This window comes from Candidatus Bandiella numerosa, from assembly GCF_029981845.1.
Classification (GTDB): Bacteria; Pseudomonadota; Alphaproteobacteria; order Rickettsiales; family Midichloriaceae; genus Aquirickettsia; species Aquirickettsia numerosa.
This window is the reverse complement of sequence record NZ_CP104164.1, coordinates 832,663-850,885: the sequence shown is the minus strand read 5'-3', so window position 1 is coordinate 850,885 and position 18,223 is coordinate 832,663. Positions and strand designations below refer to the sequence as shown.

The following is an 18,223-nucleotide window of genomic DNA, read 5'->3' as shown; positions in this document are numbered from 1 at the left end:
GTGATGAACTATGAGTAAAAATAAAAATATATCTGATATATATGGTTTATCTCCATTACAATCCGGATTGCTTTTTGAAAGTGTTTATAAACAAAATAAAGATATATATTTTGTTCAAAATATATATGAGCTAAAAGGAGAGTTAAATGTTGAAGCATGGCAGAATGCATGGCAATTTACTATCAATTCACATGAGAGCTTAAGGGCAAGCTTTTATTGGGAAAAAATAAATGAGCCAGTACAAATTATTCATAAATATGTAAAAGCTACATGGAAAATATGCTCATGGAATAAAGAATGGGACCATATAAAAAAATTAACTAAGCTCTCAAAAGAAGAGTTAACAAAGGGCTTTGATTTAACAAAAGCACCTCTGATGAGATTCAATTTAATTAAAGTAGCAAACAATAAATATTATTTCATTTGGAACAAACATCATATTATATTGGATGGTTGGTGTTTGCCTATCATTTTTCAAGAAGTTGTTGAAAATTATGAGAAAATTATTTCTTCTCAAACTTTAAAGCCTAGTATTAAGCGTCCATATAAAAATTATATTATATGGTTAAAAACACAAGATACTGAATATGCAACAAGATATTGGGGGGAGCTTCTACAAGGATGCAAGAGTACTAAACTTGGTAATAATGTAAATGAGTCTGATGGTAATTATCAATTTAGTTTTAATACTAAAGATATACAATCCTTATCCCAGTTTGCCAAAAAAAATAATGTAACTCTAAATACTATAGTTCAGGTTATTTGGGGCATGGTTTTAGCAAAATTGACTAGGCAAAATGATATAGTGTTTGGAGTAACCATCTCTGGTAGGCATATCGATCTTGACGGAATAGAGGGAATGATAGGTATGTTTATTAATACCATTCCATTGCGCATAAAATTTAAGGCTGATGAGAAAATTTCTAATTTAGCACTTAATGTACAAAGCACTATGAGTGAATCTCTTGCACATAGTTATCTTTCTCTTTCTAGTATTCAAGCAATTTTGCAATACGGAGGAGATGCATTATTTGACAATATATTGGCATTTGAGAATTTTCCATTAAATGCTATGGAAGAAAATAAAAACTCTATTTCAATAAGGAGCTTAGACTTTACAGAAAAAACTAGTTACCCACTCACAGTATCAGTAATACCTGGGAGAGAGCTACATTTTAGATTTAGTTACAAAGGTAGTAAATTTAGTAAGAATAGAATAGAATTAATAGCTAATTGTCTGCAGAATTTAACTCAGCAAATTATCAATTTTCCAGATGAATATCTATGCAATTTCTCAATTTCTAGCCAAGAAGAGAGAATAAAATTATCCAAGGTTGATTATACCTCAAACCCAGATGAAGATATACTAAGTCAATACTATAAGCGTTTAAAAAAGGATTCGGAAAAAATAGCATTGGTAGATGCTGGAAAGCATATAAGTTATGCAGAATTAAATAAAAGAGCAGATTGTTTGGTAAATTACTTAATAGAAGAGGGTATAAAATATGATGATATAGTATGTATAGTAATTCCTCGAGGTATAGAATATATTGCTACAATGCTTGCAGTATTAAAAGTGCGTGGAGTAGTAATGGGAATAGATTATAGTACATCAGCTGCAAGGATAGAATATGCTTTGGAAAACAGTAAATGTAAAATTATTATAGGATTAAAAGAACAAGAAAAAAAATTAAGCCAATTAAAGGCAAAAGTTTTGTTATATGAGGAAGGTATAGAAAGGCAGGAGAGGATTGTTAAGAGCGCTAAAAGAGCAAAAGAAGATCTTTGTTATGTATTATATACTTCTGGAAGTAGTGGTAAACCAAAGGGTGTAGGTTTAACATACAAAGGGGTAGAAAATAGATTATTGTGGCAAAGGTATTTAAAAGGAGATGTATCTTGCCATAAAACATCAGTAAATTTTGGTGACTATGTATGTGAAATCTGGGGCCCATTATTACACGGTGTGAAAAATGTAATAATAAAGTCAGAAGATTTATTAGATATAAAAAAATTAGAAATAGTGTGTCAGAAGGAAAAAATAAGTAACTTCATAGGAGTGCCGTCATTATACAAAACGTTGATAGAAGAGGAGTTTCATTGGAAATTCAGAAAGGCAGTAACAAGCGGAGAAAAAATAGAAATAAAGGCATTAAATGAAATAAAAGAAAAAATAGCAGAAAATGTTCATAATATATATGGTTCTACTGAGATAACAGCTGATGCTACATGCTTGGATTTAATAGATAAAAAAGAAAAAGATATAAATATAGTTGATATAGGAAAAGGGATTAGGAATGTACAGATATATATACTAGATAAATGGCAGAATATGCTGCCAATTGGAGCGGTAGGAGAGATATGCATAGGGGGAGAAGGATTAGCGAGAGGATATCTGAATAGACCTGGATTAACAGCAGAGAGGTTTATAGCGAATCCATTTGTAACAGAAGAAGATATAAAGAGAGGATATAGTAGGTTATATAAGACAGGAGATCTAGGAAGATATTTAAGTGATGGTAATATCGAGTACATAGGAAGGAATGATGAGCAGGTGAAGATCAGAGGATACAGAATAGAGCTTGGGGAGATAGAGAGTGCACTGCAGAGTTATGAAGGAATTAGGCAGAGTGTAGTGGTAGCAAAGGAAAGAGAAGTGGGGGATAAGTATATAGTTGGATATTATGTGAGTGAAGGGGAGATAGATGAAGAAGGGTTAGAGAGATATTTGGGGAATAAGCTACCGGGATATATGGTGCCAAGTAAGCTGAAGAGGATAGAGAGGATGCCAGTTACAATAAGTGGAAAAATAGATAAGAAAGGGTTGCCAGAAGTAGACTTCAGCATTGAGGAGAATTATGTAGCACCAAGGAATGAGGTGGAGAGGAAGCTGTGTGAGATATGGGGAGAGGTATTAGGGATGGAGAAAGTAGGAATAAAGGATGATTTCTTTAAAATAGGAGGGCACTCTTTGTTAGCAACAAGGTTGATCAGCAGATTAAGGAAAGAATATAAAATAGAGATCAAGCTGATGAGTTTGTTTGATAAAAAGACAATAGAGGGATTAAGTAAGATAATGGAGGAGGAGCTAAAGAAAGGAGAGAAGAGAGATATAGAGATAAAAGTAAAAGAAGGAAGGGGTAATAGAGGAGAATTATCGTATGCGCAGCAAAGATTATGGTTTTTGGATAAGTTATTGCCAGATGTAACAATATATAATATGCCAATAGCATTATCATTAGAAGGAGAGTTGGATAGAGAGGCATTAAAGAAAACAATTAATAAAATCAAAGAAAGACATGAGATATTAAGAACAGTGATAAGAGAGGACGAAAAAGGAGAAGTGTATCAGGAAGTTTTGAAAGATATAGAAGTATATAGTGAGGTAGATATATCGGAAGAAGAGGATAAGACTAGTAAGATAGAAAAACATAAGAAAATAGAAGGAAGCTGGAAATTCAATATGGAAAGAGGACCATTATGGAGAGTAAAACTAGTTAAGGAAGGAGAAAGAAAGCATGTACTATTAATAACGTTACACCATATAGTAAGTGATGGCTGGTCAATAGAGGTATTAAGTGAGGAAATAAGTGAGATATATAAAAGTTATATAAAAGGTGAGGAAATAAAATTGGAGGAAATGGCGATACAATATATGGATTATAGTATATGGCAAAGAGAATGGTTAGCAGGAGAGGAGTTAGAAAAACAATTAAAATATTGGAAAGATAAATTATCAGGAATACCAGCAGAATTAGGATTACCAACGGATAAAAAGAGACCAAAGGAATTGAGTTATGAGGGAGGACATTATAATTTTGAAATAGAAGCTGAAACTAGTAAGAGATTAGTAGAGATAGGTAAGGAAGAGGGAGCATCACTATATATGGTTCTACTAAGTGCGCTTAAGGTATTGTTACATAAATTAAGTGGGAATGAAGACATAGTCATAGGTAGTCCGATCGCAAATAGGAATTATAAAGAGACAGAGAAGATGATCGGCTTTTTTGTTAATACCATGATAAGTAGAAGAGAGGTAAAAGGAGGTAAGAAATTTAATGAGCTACTGAAGGAAGTGAGGGAGGATGTACTAAAATCATATGAGCATCAGGATGTGCCATTTGAGCAGATAGTAGATAGTTTAGAGGTAGAAAGAGCTACCAACAGAAATCCTGTGTTCCAGGTTAGATTAGTAGTACATGAGGATATGGAGAAAAGTATTGAGATGGAAGGAATAAAGATAGGATATTTAGAAGGAGCAGTTATACAATCAAAGTTTGATCTATTATTTAGGGTATATGGCGTAGAAGATGGGAAAAAAGAAGTAAGGATTGAATATCTAAAAGACTTATATACTAGAGAAACAATAGTAAGATTTGGAGAATATTTTAAGAATATATTAGAAGGGATAACAAATTATAAAAAGGTAAGAGTAAGGGATATAGAAATACTTTCAAATGCGGAAAAAAATATTCAATCAAGCCTAAATAATAACACCTCCATTATCTCAGATAGAGTCGAAAAATTATTTGAAAGAGGTGTAGAAGGATATGAAGATAAAATAATGTTAGTAGGTGAAAGTAAACATATAACATATGGTGAAGTAAATGAAAAGGCGAATCAAATAGGCAGTTATCTGAAGAAAGAGCAAGGCCTTATTAATAGTAATATGGTAGGAGTAGTCATTAACAGAAGTATTGATTATGTAATATGGATTATTAGTATAATGAAAGCTGGTTGTGGATACGTACCTATAGACCCAGAAAGTAACGAACATAGAATAAAATATATACTGCATGATAGCGGAGTTCAATTAGTACTATGTGAATCTACTACTCATGATAAAATTAAGAGTATTTATGCTCAAGTAATAAATATTACGAAGGCCAACTATAAAAACTATAGCAAAAAAAATATCAGTCAAAAATTAAGTCAAAAAGATCTTGCGTACATAGTATATACATCAGGGAGCACAGGAGAGCCTAAGGGGGTATGTATAGAACATAAAAGTTTGGTTAATTATGTAAGACACATAATAGATGCAGGAATAATAGAGGGTGAGAATGTAATGTACATGAATGGTATTGCTACAGATTTAGGTAATACTAGTTTATATGGGAGCATAATAAGTGGAAAAAAATTATACATAGCAAAAGCAGGAGAGGAGCTAGATACAAGTGAAATAGTTGAAATAATAAGGAGAGAAAGGATAGAGTTAATAAAATTAACACCAACATATTATAGTATATTAAGAGAAGAATCAGGATGGGAAGAGAATAAAAAGAGAATGGAAGAAGTAAAATTTATAATAGGTGGTGAAAAATTAAATAAAGAGGAAATAGAAGGGAATATAAAAATAATAAATCATTATGGGCCAACAGAAGGAACGATAGGAGCAATAGTAAATCAGGAAATAGATTATAATAACTATAATGATATCGCAATAGGGAAGGGGATATCAAATGTACAGGTGTATATATTAGATAAATGGCAAAATATGTTGCCCATTGGAGCGATAGGAGAGATATGTATAGGAGGGGAAGGATTAGCGAGAGGATATCTAAATAGGCCAGGGTTAACAGCAGAGAAGTTTATAGCAAATCCATTTACAACAGAAGAAGATATAAAGAGAGGATATAGTAGGGTATATAAGACGGGAGATTTAGGAAGGTATTTAAGTAATGGAAATATAGAATATATAGGAAGGAATGATGAGCAGGTGAAGATCAGAGGATATAGAATAGAGCTTGGAGAGATAGAGAATGTGTTATTAGGTCATGGAGATGTCAAAAATTGTAAGGTGGTAGTAGATGAGGTATCAAATGAAAAGAAAATAGTTAGCTATATAGTTGCTGGAGAATTTGAACCAACAGATGAAGATTTAAATGAATATGTAAACGAATATTTGCCTGAATACATGCAGCCAAATAAGTATGTGATATTGGAAAGATTGCCGTTCACATCGACAGGAAAAATAGATAAGAAAAGACTGCCAAGTGTAGATTGGGATATTAGAGGAGATGAAGAAAGCTATGTGGCACCAAGGAATGAGATAGAGAGAAAGATGAGTGAGATATGGGAAGAGGTATTAGGGATAGATAAGGTAGGAATAAAAGACAACTTCTTTAAAATGGGAGGTCATTCTTTGTTGGCAACAAGGTTGATCAGCAGATTAAGGAAAGAATATAAAATAGAGATCAAGCTGATGAGTTTGTTTGATAAAAAGACAATAGAAGGATTAAGCAAGATAATAGCAGAGGGTTTAAAGAAAGGGGTAAGAAGAGATATAGAGATAAAAGTAAAAGAGGGAAGGGGAAATAAGGGTAAATTATCTTATGCACAGCAAAGATTATGGTTTTTGGATAAGTTATTGCCGGATGTAACAATATATAATATGCCAATAGCATTATCGTTAGAAGGTAAGTTGGATAGAGAGGCATTAAAGAAAACAATTAATAAAATCAAAGAAAGACATGAGATATTAAGAACGGTGATAAGAGAGGACGAAGAAGGAGAAGTATATCAGGAAGTTTTGAAAGATATAGAAGTATATAGTGAGGTAGATATATCGGAAGAAGAGGATAAGAGTAGTAAGATAGAAAAACATAAGAAAATAGAAGGAAGCTGGAAATTCAATATGGAAAGAGGACCATTATGGAGAGTAAAACTAGTTAAGGAAGGAGAAAGAAAGCATGTACTATTAATAACGTTACACCATATAGTAAGTGATGGCTGGTCAATAGAGGTATTAAGTGAGGAAATAAGTGAGATATATAAAAGTTATATAAAAGGTGAGGAAATAAAATTAGAGAAACTGGCGATACAATATATGGATTATAGCATATGGCAGAGAGAATGGTTAGCAGGAGAGGAGTTAGAAAAACAATTAAAATATTGGAAAGATAAATTATCAGGAATACCAGCAGAATTAGGATTACCAACGGATAAAAAGAGACCAAAGGAATTGAGTTATGAGGGAGGACATTATAATTTTGAAATAGAAGTTGAAACGAGTAAGAGATTAGTAGAGATAGGTAAGGAAGAGGGAGCATCATTATATATGGTTCTACTAAGTGCGCTTAAGGTATTGTTACATAAATTAAGTGGGAATGAAGACATAGTCATAGGTAGTCCGATCGCAAATAGGAATTATAAAGAGACAGAGAAGATGATCGGCTTTTTTGTTAATACCATGATAAGTAGAGGAGAGGTAAAAGGGAATAAGAAATTTAATGAGTTACTGAGTGAAGTAAGGAATGATATATTAACCTCATATGAGCATCAAGATATACCATTTGAACAGATAGTTGATAGTTTAGAGGTAGAAAGAACTACCAATAAAAATCCTGTATTCCAGGTTATGTTTAATATGCGAAACATAGTAAATAGTAATAAAGGATTATTATTGAATGTGAGCACAGAAAATATAGCAAATCCATATAAAATTGCTAAATTCGATATTGATTTAGATTGTTCATATTATGCGAATGGCACTATCAATTTTGATATTAGGTATATTAAAGATTTATTTTATCCAAAAACTATAGAAGCTTTTGCAGGTTATTTTTCTAATATACTTGATAATATTTTAACTAATAAAGAAATTAAGCTAAGAAATATAAAAATTATTCCAGATAAGCGAGAGAAGAATAGAGGGATAGAGAAAGAATATATAGGAGGAGAGGGAATAATAGAGTTATTTGAAAAGCAAGTAAAAGAAGTCCCGGATAGAATAGCAGTGGTATGTGGTTTTAAACAAATGACGTATAAAGAAATAAATGAGAAAAGTAATCAGTTAGCAAGATACCTAATAAGTAAGGGGATTAGAAAAGATAGTTTAGTGATGCTATTTATAGAAAGAAGTGAGTATTTATTGATAACAATATTAGGTATATTAAAGGCAGGGGGAGGATATATACCAGTAGATAGTAGTTATCCAGATAAAAGGGTAAAATATATTTTATCAGATACTAATGCAAAGATGTTGATAGGTAGTGGGGAATATGGTGATAGGATGGAAAAAATATCGAAGGAGGTAAAAATAGATAGAGAAGATGAGTTATTAACAGAGTTAATAGATAGTAAAGAGATGGAAGAGAATATATCTAAAGAGGGAAGAGGTAATTTATATATAAAAGTAAGTAGTTATAATATAGCCTATGTAATCTACACATCAGGAACAACAGGGAGGCCAAAAGGAGTGATGGTTAATCATGGTGGAATGCTGAATCATCTAATGGAAAAGGTAAGAGGGTTAAAATATACGAAAAAAGATATAATTGCGCAAACTGCAACACAGGTATTTGATATTTCGGTATGGCAATTATTTATTGCAATCATAAAAGGAAGTAAAGAAGTTATAATAAAACAAGAATCAGTGCTGGATAGTAATGAGTTGATGGAGATGTTGAGAAAAGAAAATATAAGCGTATTAGAGTTAGTTCCGACACAAATAGAGTATTTATTGGAAAAATATAGATCGTCAAAAATAAGGATGTTATTGGTTACAGGAGAAGCGTTTAAGAAGGTGCTAAGAGAGGAGATATTATCAAAGATGAAGGGTGTAGAGATTATCAATGCATATGGTCCCACAGAATGTTCAGATGATGTTACCCATTATATATTTGATGGAAGAAGTAAAAGTATAGAGAATAATATAACACCAATAGGAAAGCTGATAGCAAACACACAAATATATATAGTAGATCAGTATATGAGTTTATTGCCAACTGGAGCGATAGGAGAGTTATATGTAGGAGGGGCTGGACTTGCAAGGGGTTATTTAAATAGGTCAGGGTTAACAGCAGAGAAATTTATAGCGAATCCATTTGCAACAGAGGGAGATATAAAGAGAGGATATAGCAGGCTTTATAGGACAGGAGATCTAGGACGTTATTTATCAGATGGAAATATAGAATATATAGGAAGGAATGATGAGCAAGTGAAGATTAGAGGATATAGAATAGAGTTAGGAGAGATAGAGAATGTGATACAAGCATATACAGGTATTAAACAGGGTGTAGTAGTAGCAAAAGTAAGAGAAGGAGGGAATAAATATTTGGTAGGATATTATGTAAGTGAGGAAGAGTTAAATGAAGAAGATATGGAGAATTATTTAGGGAAGAAGTTACCAGAATATATGATACCAAGTAAATTAATGAAGATAGAAAAGATACCAGTTACGATAAATGGGAAGATAGATAAGAAAGGATTGCCAGAACCAGAATTTAGTAATGAAGAAGGATATGTGGCCCCGAGGAATGAGATAGAAGAGAAATCATGTAAGATATGGGAAGAGGTATTAGGAATAGATAAGGTAGGAATAAAAGACGACTTCTTTAAAATGGGAGGTCATTCTTTGTTGGCAACAAGGTTGATTAGCAGATTAAGAAAAGAGTATAAAATAGAGATCAAGCTGATGAGTTTGTTTGATAAAAAGACAATAGAAGGATTAAGCAAGATAATAGCAGAGGGTTTAAAGAAAGGGGTAAGAAGAGATATAGAGATAAAAGTAAAAGAGGGAAGGGGAAATAAGGGTAAATTATCTTATGCACAGCAAAGATTATGGTTTTTGGATAAGTTATTGCCGGATGTAACAATATATAATATGCCAATAGCATTATCGTTAGAAGGTAAGTTGGATAGAGAGGCATTAAAGAAAACAATTAATAAAATCAAAGAAAGACATGAGATATTAAGAACGGTGATAAGAGAGGACGAAGAAGGAGAAGTATATCAGGAAGTTTTGAAAGATATAGAAGTATATAGTGAGGTAGATATATCGGAAGAAGAGGATAAGAGTAGTAAGATAGAAAAACATAAGAAAATAGAAGGAAGCTGGAAATTCAATATGGAAAGAGGACCATTATGGAGAGTAAAACTAGTTAAGGAAGGAGAAAGAAAGCATGTACTATTAATAACGTTACACCATATAGTAAGTGATGGCTGGTCAATAGAGGTATTAAGTGAGGAAATAAGTGAGATATATAAAAGTTATATAAAAGGTGAGGAAATAAAATTGGAGGAAATGGCGATACAATATATAGATTATAGTATATGGCAAAGAGAATGGTTAGCAGGAGAGGAGTTAGAAAAACAATTAAAATATTGGAAAGAGAAATTATCAGGAATACCAGCAGAATTAGGATTACCAACGGATAAAAAGAGACCAAAGGAATTGAGTTATGAGGGAGGACATTATAATTTTGAAATAGAAGTTGAAACGAGTAAGAGATTAGTAGAGATAGGTAAGGAAGAGGGAGCATCATTATATATGGTTCTACTAAGTGCGCTTAAGGTATTGTTACATAAATTAAGTGGGAATGAAGACATAGTCATAGGTAGTCCGATCGCAAATAGGAATTATAAAGAGACAGAGAAGATGATCGGCTTTTTTGTTAATACCATGATAAGTAGAGGAGAGGTAAAAGGGAGTAAGAAATTTAATGAGTTACTGAGTGAAGTAAGGAATGATATATTAACCTCATATGAGCATCAAGATGTACCATTTGAACAGATAGTTGATAGTTTAGAGGTAGAAAGAGCTACCAATAAAAATCCTGTATTCCAGGTTAGATTAGTAGTACATGAGGCAATGGAGAAGGGCATTGAAATGGAAGGAATAAAAATAAGTTACTTAGAAGGAGCAGTAATACAATCAAAGTTTGATCTATTATTTAGGATATATAGCATAGAAGATGGAAAAAAAGGAGTAAGAATTGAGTATCTAAAAGATTTATATACCAGAGAAACAATAGTAAGATTTGGAGAATATTTTAAGAATATATTAGAAGCAATAGCAAATTATAAAAATGTACGTGTAAGAGATATAGAAATACTCTCCGATATAGAAAGAAATTTACATGTCAATTTAGTTACTAAAAACCCTATTGATTTAGATTTTTAAATCATCTACAAAATAGTAATTAAAATATAAATTTTCTAATTGCCCTTTTATTTTTAATTGTGCATATAGCATAGCTAAAAAAATGAGATTGTTGTCAAATAGATGGAATTTTTTTCGAGATTTGATCTCCATTTTCATTGTTAAAGAGCTATTAGTCATATTTGTAAATAAAATTTTTGTGTGTTGATTCTCACAAATAGGATATATAGCTAAGACAGGAGTTTTTTTATCCATCAGATCATCTACTAATAGGTCTATTTCTTTCGTCATACTAATTTTTACATAATGAAATAGATGCAATTTCTCGATATTTTTATAATCGCCTATGTTATGACATAGTTTGAATTTCTGCTGTTTTTTTGTATTAGCGAAAAGCCTATTGATAGTATTTTTGTTTAATTGATTTTTGTAGTTATCTAAAATATTTACTTGAGGAGTTACTTGAGGAGATTTATTAATTAGATCATAAACAGCTTCTCCAGAAAAATTATGGTTTGTTTTGATTTGCATGTTGCAAAAAGTTCTGCCAAATTTAATGTATATATTACTTTTTGATAAGGACATTTCCTCTAAAAATTTAAAACTAGAATGCAATTGGAGAAGTTCGTTGTCTATTATATGAGTGAAAGGAAATTTTTTAAAAACAAGAAATCCTATTAATCTAACTTGCTCAAAAAAAATAAGCTTAATTATTTTTTTAAACTCTTTTGTAGGTATAAATTCTAGTGCATTACTAGATTTTTCCTGGTCAAATTTATAAAGAGAAGCAACGTTTTCTAGAGTTCTTAACGGTTGTCTAAAAATGTTAAAGGAACTACCTTTTTTAGTATCTTCTTTCAATATTTTTTCTTCAATGTTAGTAGATAATGGGTGTTGAGAATTTATAAAATTATAAAATCTTTGATTTCTTTCTAAAGTATTAATAACTATATTTGATAGATTAGAATATAAGTTTATAACAATAAAATTTGATTGAGGCCACGCAAAATATTTAAGAAAAATGTTTTTTCTCTCTGGAAATGGATCTAGAAATATATTATGGTCTATTACGCATCTACCTCCACTATTAATTATTTGATTTACTTCTAGATCATAATTCTTGTATAGAATATCTAGAAAATCAGTAAGTTTACATTTTTTACGCTTTTCATTTATTTCAAGCCATATTTTTGATAGTATTTTACTGTCAATTTTCTTTAATTCTATTGATATATCATTTATACTTTTTAAATTTTTATTTATTAGTTCACTTGCTTGTTTTAGTTCTTCTGCAAAATATTTTTTACTAAATTCTTGACCAGATTTAATATTGAGCTGTTTTGTATTTAACTTTGAAGCATTAGTATGATTGCATATTATATTTGCTAATGTAGATTTTCCCGAAGAAGAAGGTCCAGTAATTAAAATGATATCTGCTCTGTTGATCATGTTTTTGTAGATAATTAATTTATTATGCAAGCTATTTTCTAAAAATCTCACACATATATATGTCATAACATGACATGACATGATACAATACTAGAAATTGATGTATGTAAAGATTTATATGAATAAAAATTTTACTTATGCTAATGAAAATTGGTTTGTTGGGGTTTGTAGCAACAAGTGACAAAAAGGTCGATTCTAGTTTTGAGAAGTGCTGTTTTCCTTGCCTATAGGGACATTTCTATATTTTAAATAAGAATAGAGAGTAGCTCTTGATATACCTAAATGAGCAGCAAGTTTTCTAGTAGAAAATTTCTTTTCCCTATATGGCCCCAGGTTAATAAACGTTCGGAAATGGCAACGAGGACTTGGTAATGGTGGTAATAAGGTTGGTTGATGATGTGAGAAGAAAGATATAATTAATATTCAAAATGCAAGAAAGTAGTGATATTTTAAAAAATCTAGTGCCGCATTAAAAAGTAGAGTTGACAATCGATAAAAAAAGAGGTTATTTATTGATGTATTCTATGCTTTAAAAAAGTTATTACGCAAGATGAGTGCCGCAACCGTATATTCTGGGAACTAGATAATGGAATCAAAAATGAATGTCATGAAAGAAGGAAATCAAGAATCTGAATTTTTAATAAATGAGATAAGTCATTTAATAGAAAAAGCAAAAGTTCATGTTGCAAGGGAGTATAACGTTACACAGCTAATTTTAAACTGGATGATAGGTAATAGAATAAATGATGAAATATTAAAGTCGCAAAGGGCAGAATATGGAGAGCAAATAGTTACTGAGATTGCCAAAATATTAACTTTAAAGTATGGAGCTGGATATAGTAGGCCAAATTTATTTAGAATGATAAGGTTTGCTAAGTTATTTCCCAAAAAAGAAATAATCTCAACAATGTCGAGACAATTATCATGGTCGCATTTTGTGCTAATAGGTGGTATGGATGACCAAATAAAGAGGGATTTTTATATACAGATGTGCAAAGCGCAGAAGTGGAGCGTAATGGACCTTCAAAAACAAATAAAAGGGATGCTTTATGAAAGAACCGCAATTAGCAAAGAGCCAGAGAAGATAGTTGAAGCAACTATAAAAAAGCTGGAAGATTTAAATGAAATGTCGGCTAGTTTAATATTTAAAGATCCATATTTTATAGATTTTGTAGGAGGTTATAACTATTCAAATGAAGAAGAGCTTGAGGGGTTAATACTAGATAATATTACTAAATTTTTATTACTAAATTTTTACAAGAGCTAGGAAATGAATTTTGCTTTGTAGCTAGGCAAAAGAGGATGAGTATTAGTAATAAGGATAGGTATTTGGACTTATTATTTTATAATCGTAGATTGAGATGTTTAGTGGCGTTGGATTTAAAAATAGGAGAGTTTGAACCAGCTCACAAAGGTCAGATGGAGTGGTATTTAAATTGGCTAGATACCAATGAAACATTAGAACATGAAAACAAACCATTGGGAATTATTTTATGTGCTGGGAAAGATCAGGAAGATATTGAGTACATGAAAATGGACCAAACAGGCATACATGTAGCGCAGTATATTACGGATTTACCACCAAAAGATGAACTAGAAAAGAAATTACATATGGCGATAAGAGTTGGACGCGAGGCGTTTGAGAGAAAGGCGTTGCAATTAAATAATCAATTAGGCAATGAATAATAGTATGAAACAAGATTGGAGCGAAGAGGAGCTTTTAGATTTATGGTATTTAAATTCAGATGAAAAAAGCTTCATATTAGATAAGAAAATAGATAATGCATTGGGTTTTGCAATAAAATTAAAATATTATCAGATTTATGGATGGTTAATCAATAATTGGAATGATATTGCAGACTGTATAGTGGATTATGTGGACAAGCAGCTTCATACTAGGGAAAAATATGATATTGCTTATAAATTGGATAGTAGAACTTCAAGGCAGCATAATAATGAGATCAGAGAATATTTAGGTTTTAAAAAAGTAACCAATTATGATTTAGAAAATATTAAAAATAAGTTGTTTGATAAAAAATTAACATATGATCCAAGTTATGATGAACTAAATGAAGAAGTTTATGCTGATTTATATCAAAGGAGAATAGAGAGATTTAGTGAAAAAGAATTAAATAAATATTTAAGCACGTGGAAACATCAATATGAAGAAGAATTTTTCCAAAAGGCCTATACTGCACTGAGTAAAGAATCCAGAGAAAATATCAAACAACTAATAAAAGAGAATTGTGAATTTTCTCTAAACTATCTGCAAAAAGAACCAAAAGGTTTGTCGTTAAAGGAAATTTTGGAAGAAGGTAAAAAGATTAGAAGAATACAAAGTTATAATTTGGGTGAATATAGTAGTCTATCAGAGACCTTAATTAACAAACATTATAATCATGTTTTAATAGCAGCTCCTAGTCAAATAAGGAAATATAGTGAGGTAAAGAAAGTGGCTGTACTTGGATGTTTTTGTTTTGTACGAAGTATGCAATCAGCTGATTACCTTATTGATATGTTTGTACAATTAGCACACAAAATAACAAAAAGAGCAAAACAAAAATTACTACAAGAATTTTGGAATAATCGAAAAATTATATACAATAAGGGTGAGTTATTAAAAAGTATGGCAAATGTCAGTATAAAAAATCCAAAAGGTATTATAGAAGAAAAGATATATCCTGTAGTCAGTAAAGAGGAATTGGAGAAAATACTTACAGGATCACAAAGTTATGAAGAATTTAGTAGGGAGCGCAAATATCACTATATGCGCTCTTCGTACATTCATCATTATAAAGCGATGTTAGTTGAAATTTTAAATATATTTGAATTTTATTCTGATAGCAAAAGCAGTGAAAGCATCTTGGGTGCAATAAAGCTAGTAAAAAAATATATAGGTCAAGGATTAACTTATTATCCTGAAGATGAATATATACCTCAAGAGGGTATTATACCTAAAAGTTTAAAGAGTATTATTTTAAATAATGGAAGAATAAATAAAAGTAACTATGAGTTAACGATCATGATGGTCCTTAGAGCAAGATTAAGATGTAAAGATATATGGATAAAAGAAGGTAGAAAATATAGTAGTCCAAGCACATATGAACCGCAAGATTTCGAAAAGAAAAAATCAGAATATTGTAAAGAATTAGGTTGTACAGAAGATGCGGAAGAGCTAATTAAGGTTCTGCAAAAAGATTTAGAATATTGGCTCAAGAAATTTAATAATAATATTACAGGTAATAAAAAAGTAGAGATAATCAAAAGGAATAAAAAAAGCTGGGTAAAAGTTTCTCCTATTAAAAAAAGAGAAGAGCCAGAAAATATAGAGCAACTGAAGCAAGAGATACAAAAAAGATGGCCAATTGCTTTACTTGATGTGTTGAAAGAAACAGAAATCAGAACTAATCTTACAGAAGTATTTAGGAGCGCTGCAAGTAAAGAGTCAATAGAGCCAAGAGATTTAAAAAGAAGAATATTATTGTGCATATTTGCACTTGCTACTAACACCGGATTAAAAAGAATTTCTAGGGATAAAAAGGAACTAGAACAGTTAAGATATGTTCAAAGACGTTATATAAATAAGGGTAATATAAGAAATGCAATTGTAAAAATAATCAATGAGAATTTAAAGATAAGAGACCCAAAGCTATTTGGCTCTAGTGAAATCAGTTGCGCTTCAGATTCAAAAAAATTTAGTGCGTGGGATCAGAATTTAATGACTGAGTGGCATATACGTTATGGTGGAAGAGGAGTGATGATCTATTGGCATGTTGATAAAAAGGCACTTTGTGTGTATTCACAATTAAAAACATGTTCGTCATCAGAAGTTGCCTCAATGATAGAGGGTATCTTGTATCACGCAACTACAGCAGAAGTGGCTAAAAATTATGTCGATACTCATGGACAAAGCCTAATCGCCTTTGCTTTTTCTTATATGTTAAAATTTGATTTATTACCGAGGTTCAAATCAATAGGTAGTCAAAAATTATTTGCAGTAAACACTAAAGATATTGGTAATTATCCAAATATAAAAGAGGTAATAGAAAGAGGAATAAAGTGGGATAGAATAAAGCAAGGTTATGATGAAATAATAAAAAATACAATTGCGCTAAAATCTAAGAAAGCAACGCCTGATATTATATTAAAAAAATATACAGCAAATAACTTAAAACATCCTGTATATTTAGCATTACAAGAATTAGGTAGAGTGATAAAAACTATTTTTCTTTGTAGATATTTATGCTCACAAGAGTTACGGGAGGAAATACATGAAGGCTTAAATGTGGTAGAAAGATGGAATGGAGTAAATGACTTTATCTACTATGGTAAAAAAAGCACGATATCAAAAAATGACGTATTTAGCCAAGAAGAGGCTATCTTAGCTTTACATTTGCTACAAGCATCACTTGTGTACATCAATACACTAATGATTCAAAGCGTTTTAAAAACTAAGGAATGGTTAAATAAACTAACTATAGTGGATAAGAGAGCTTTATCTCCGTTGATTCACCTCCACATCAATCCATATGGCACATTTGATCTCAACATGGAAACAAGGTTGGTAATATGAGTATCACTCGAACTTCAGCTCCATTAAAAGCGAAACAACTAGCTAAGCAATTAAGAAAGGAAAGGCCTGATTATTTTTATCTAAAAGAAATATTTAAGTATCTAAGAAAAGAATTAGATGTAAAGGTGCAGAAGGAAGCTAAGAGGTTACCATATGTGCCTACAGAAAAAGAGATCAAAAGATACTATCAAGAGGTGTGGAATTCAAAAAACATACAAAATATGGTAATTATTAAAGTATTATTATATACAGGGATGCGAGTGGGAGAATTGGTAAAAGTTAAAATAGAAGATGTTGATTTAGATAGTGGGACTATAAAGGTTATGAATGGAAAAGGTAATAAAGATAGAGTCGTGCCATTCCCGCAAACTTTTAAAGAGGTACTAGCAATGCATATAAGTGCTGCAGAAAAAAAAGAATGGAAATATTTATTCGAATCTGTAAGAAGAGAGCATTATTCAGAAAGAGGAATCAGAAAAATATTGATGAATTACACAAAATCAGCTGGAATGGACAGGTCTATATCTCCACATAAATTACGACACTTTTTGTTTACATGGATGAAAAAGCAAGGGGTTGATGATGCTTTAATACAACCTTATTCTGGACATGATTCAAGGAAATCATTAGAAATATATTCTAAATTATCAATAACAGATGCGCAAAATGAATATAACAAAATTATTAACAATTTTCCAGTATGAGTGCCGCATCTTTTTATACTAAATGGAACCTCATTGCCATTTCCGAACGTTTATTAACCTGGGGCCAATAACAATGACAAAGGGTTTAAAAGCCTTAATAAATGCCTTAAACAAAAGAAAGTTTCTACCTTAAAAGCTTGTATGGAAGCAACAGGAAATTATAGTAATAAATATAGCTGAATTTTTATACAATAATGGGCACGAGGTACATATAATAAACCCAGTTTGTATTAAAGCTTTCGCTAAAAGCAAGTTAATTCGTGCTAAAACTGATGCAGTTGACGCTTTGGTTATAGCCCAATACGCTAATATTACTGAATTAATTCCATATAAACCTCAAACTTCTGCTGTTAAAGAATTAAAGGCTTTGCATCGTTGCTTAGATGATTTAAAGGGACAGTGCGTTCAAATCTCCAATCATCTGGAGCATAAGGAACATGCAGTATTTCCATATTTATTAAAGGGCTTAGTACTAATAAAGCCTCATCAAGTTTGGCAGGTTGATATAACATATCTAAGGACTACAAAAGGTTTTTTATATACATAGATATATTTTTATTTTACTATCTATACTTATCATTACTCCTCCAATATTTGCATTATTGGTGCTAT

General features: G+C 31.1%; 7 protein-coding genes. 6 read left to right on the top strand and 1 reads right to left on the bottom strand.

The window, feature by feature from the left end:
- Positions 1-10 precede the first annotated feature (10 nt).
- Positions 11-10,906 carry an amino acid adenylation domain-containing protein gene (locus N3Z17_RS04085; protein WP_282471469.1) on the top strand — a complete coding sequence of 3,632 codons (10,896 nt, stop codon included), beginning with the start codon at positions 11-13 and terminating at the stop codon, positions 10,904-10,906.
- Here the strand turns inward: N3Z17_RS04085 and N3Z17_RS04080 are convergent.
- Complete coding sequence (locus N3Z17_RS04080) at positions 10,895-12,415, bottom strand: P-loop NTPase family protein (RefSeq protein ID WP_282471468.1); 1,521 nt, start codon at positions 12,413-12,415, stop codon at positions 10,895-10,897. The genes N3Z17_RS04085 and N3Z17_RS04080 overlap by 12 nt on opposite strands.
- Before the next feature lie 517 nt (positions 12,416-12,932).
- Between N3Z17_RS04080 and N3Z17_RS04075 the strand changes: the two genes are divergently transcribed.
- The 5 genes from N3Z17_RS04075 to N3Z17_RS04055 all read left to right on the top strand — a co-directional run bounded on the left by N3Z17_RS04075 (position 12,933) and on the right by N3Z17_RS04055 (position 18,158).
- Entirely contained in the window at positions 12,933-13,601 is a 669-nt protein-coding gene (locus N3Z17_RS04075) for a DUF1016 N-terminal domain-containing protein (RefSeq protein WP_282471467.1), read from the top strand.
- Positions 13,602-13,636: 35 nt separating this feature from the next.
- Positions 13,637-14,020, top strand: coding sequence for a PDDEXK nuclease domain-containing protein (locus tag N3Z17_RS04070; RefSeq protein WP_282471466.1), 384 nt, complete (start codon positions 13,637-13,639; stop codon positions 14,018-14,020).
- Positions 14,013-16,907 (top strand): Tn3 family transposase, encoded by a 2,895-nt coding sequence (locus tag N3Z17_RS04065; RefSeq protein WP_282471465.1) that lies wholly within the window; start codon positions 14,013-14,015, stop codon positions 16,905-16,907. Before N3Z17_RS04070 ends, N3Z17_RS04065 begins: the two co-directional genes overlap by 8 nt.
- Positions 16,904-17,611, top strand: a complete 708-nt coding sequence (locus N3Z17_RS04060) for a tyrosine-type recombinase/integrase (protein ID WP_282471464.1) — start codon at positions 16,904-16,906, stop codon at positions 17,609-17,611. The genes N3Z17_RS04065 and N3Z17_RS04060 overlap by 4 nt, the downstream gene beginning before the upstream one ends.
- A 157-nt stretch (positions 17,612-17,768) precedes the next feature.
- Positions 17,769-18,158, top strand: a complete 390-nt coding sequence (locus N3Z17_RS04055) for an IS110 family transposase (RefSeq protein WP_345799036.1) — start codon at positions 17,769-17,771, stop codon at positions 18,156-18,158.
- The last annotated feature ends 65 nt before the right edge of the window (positions 18,159-18,223 follow it).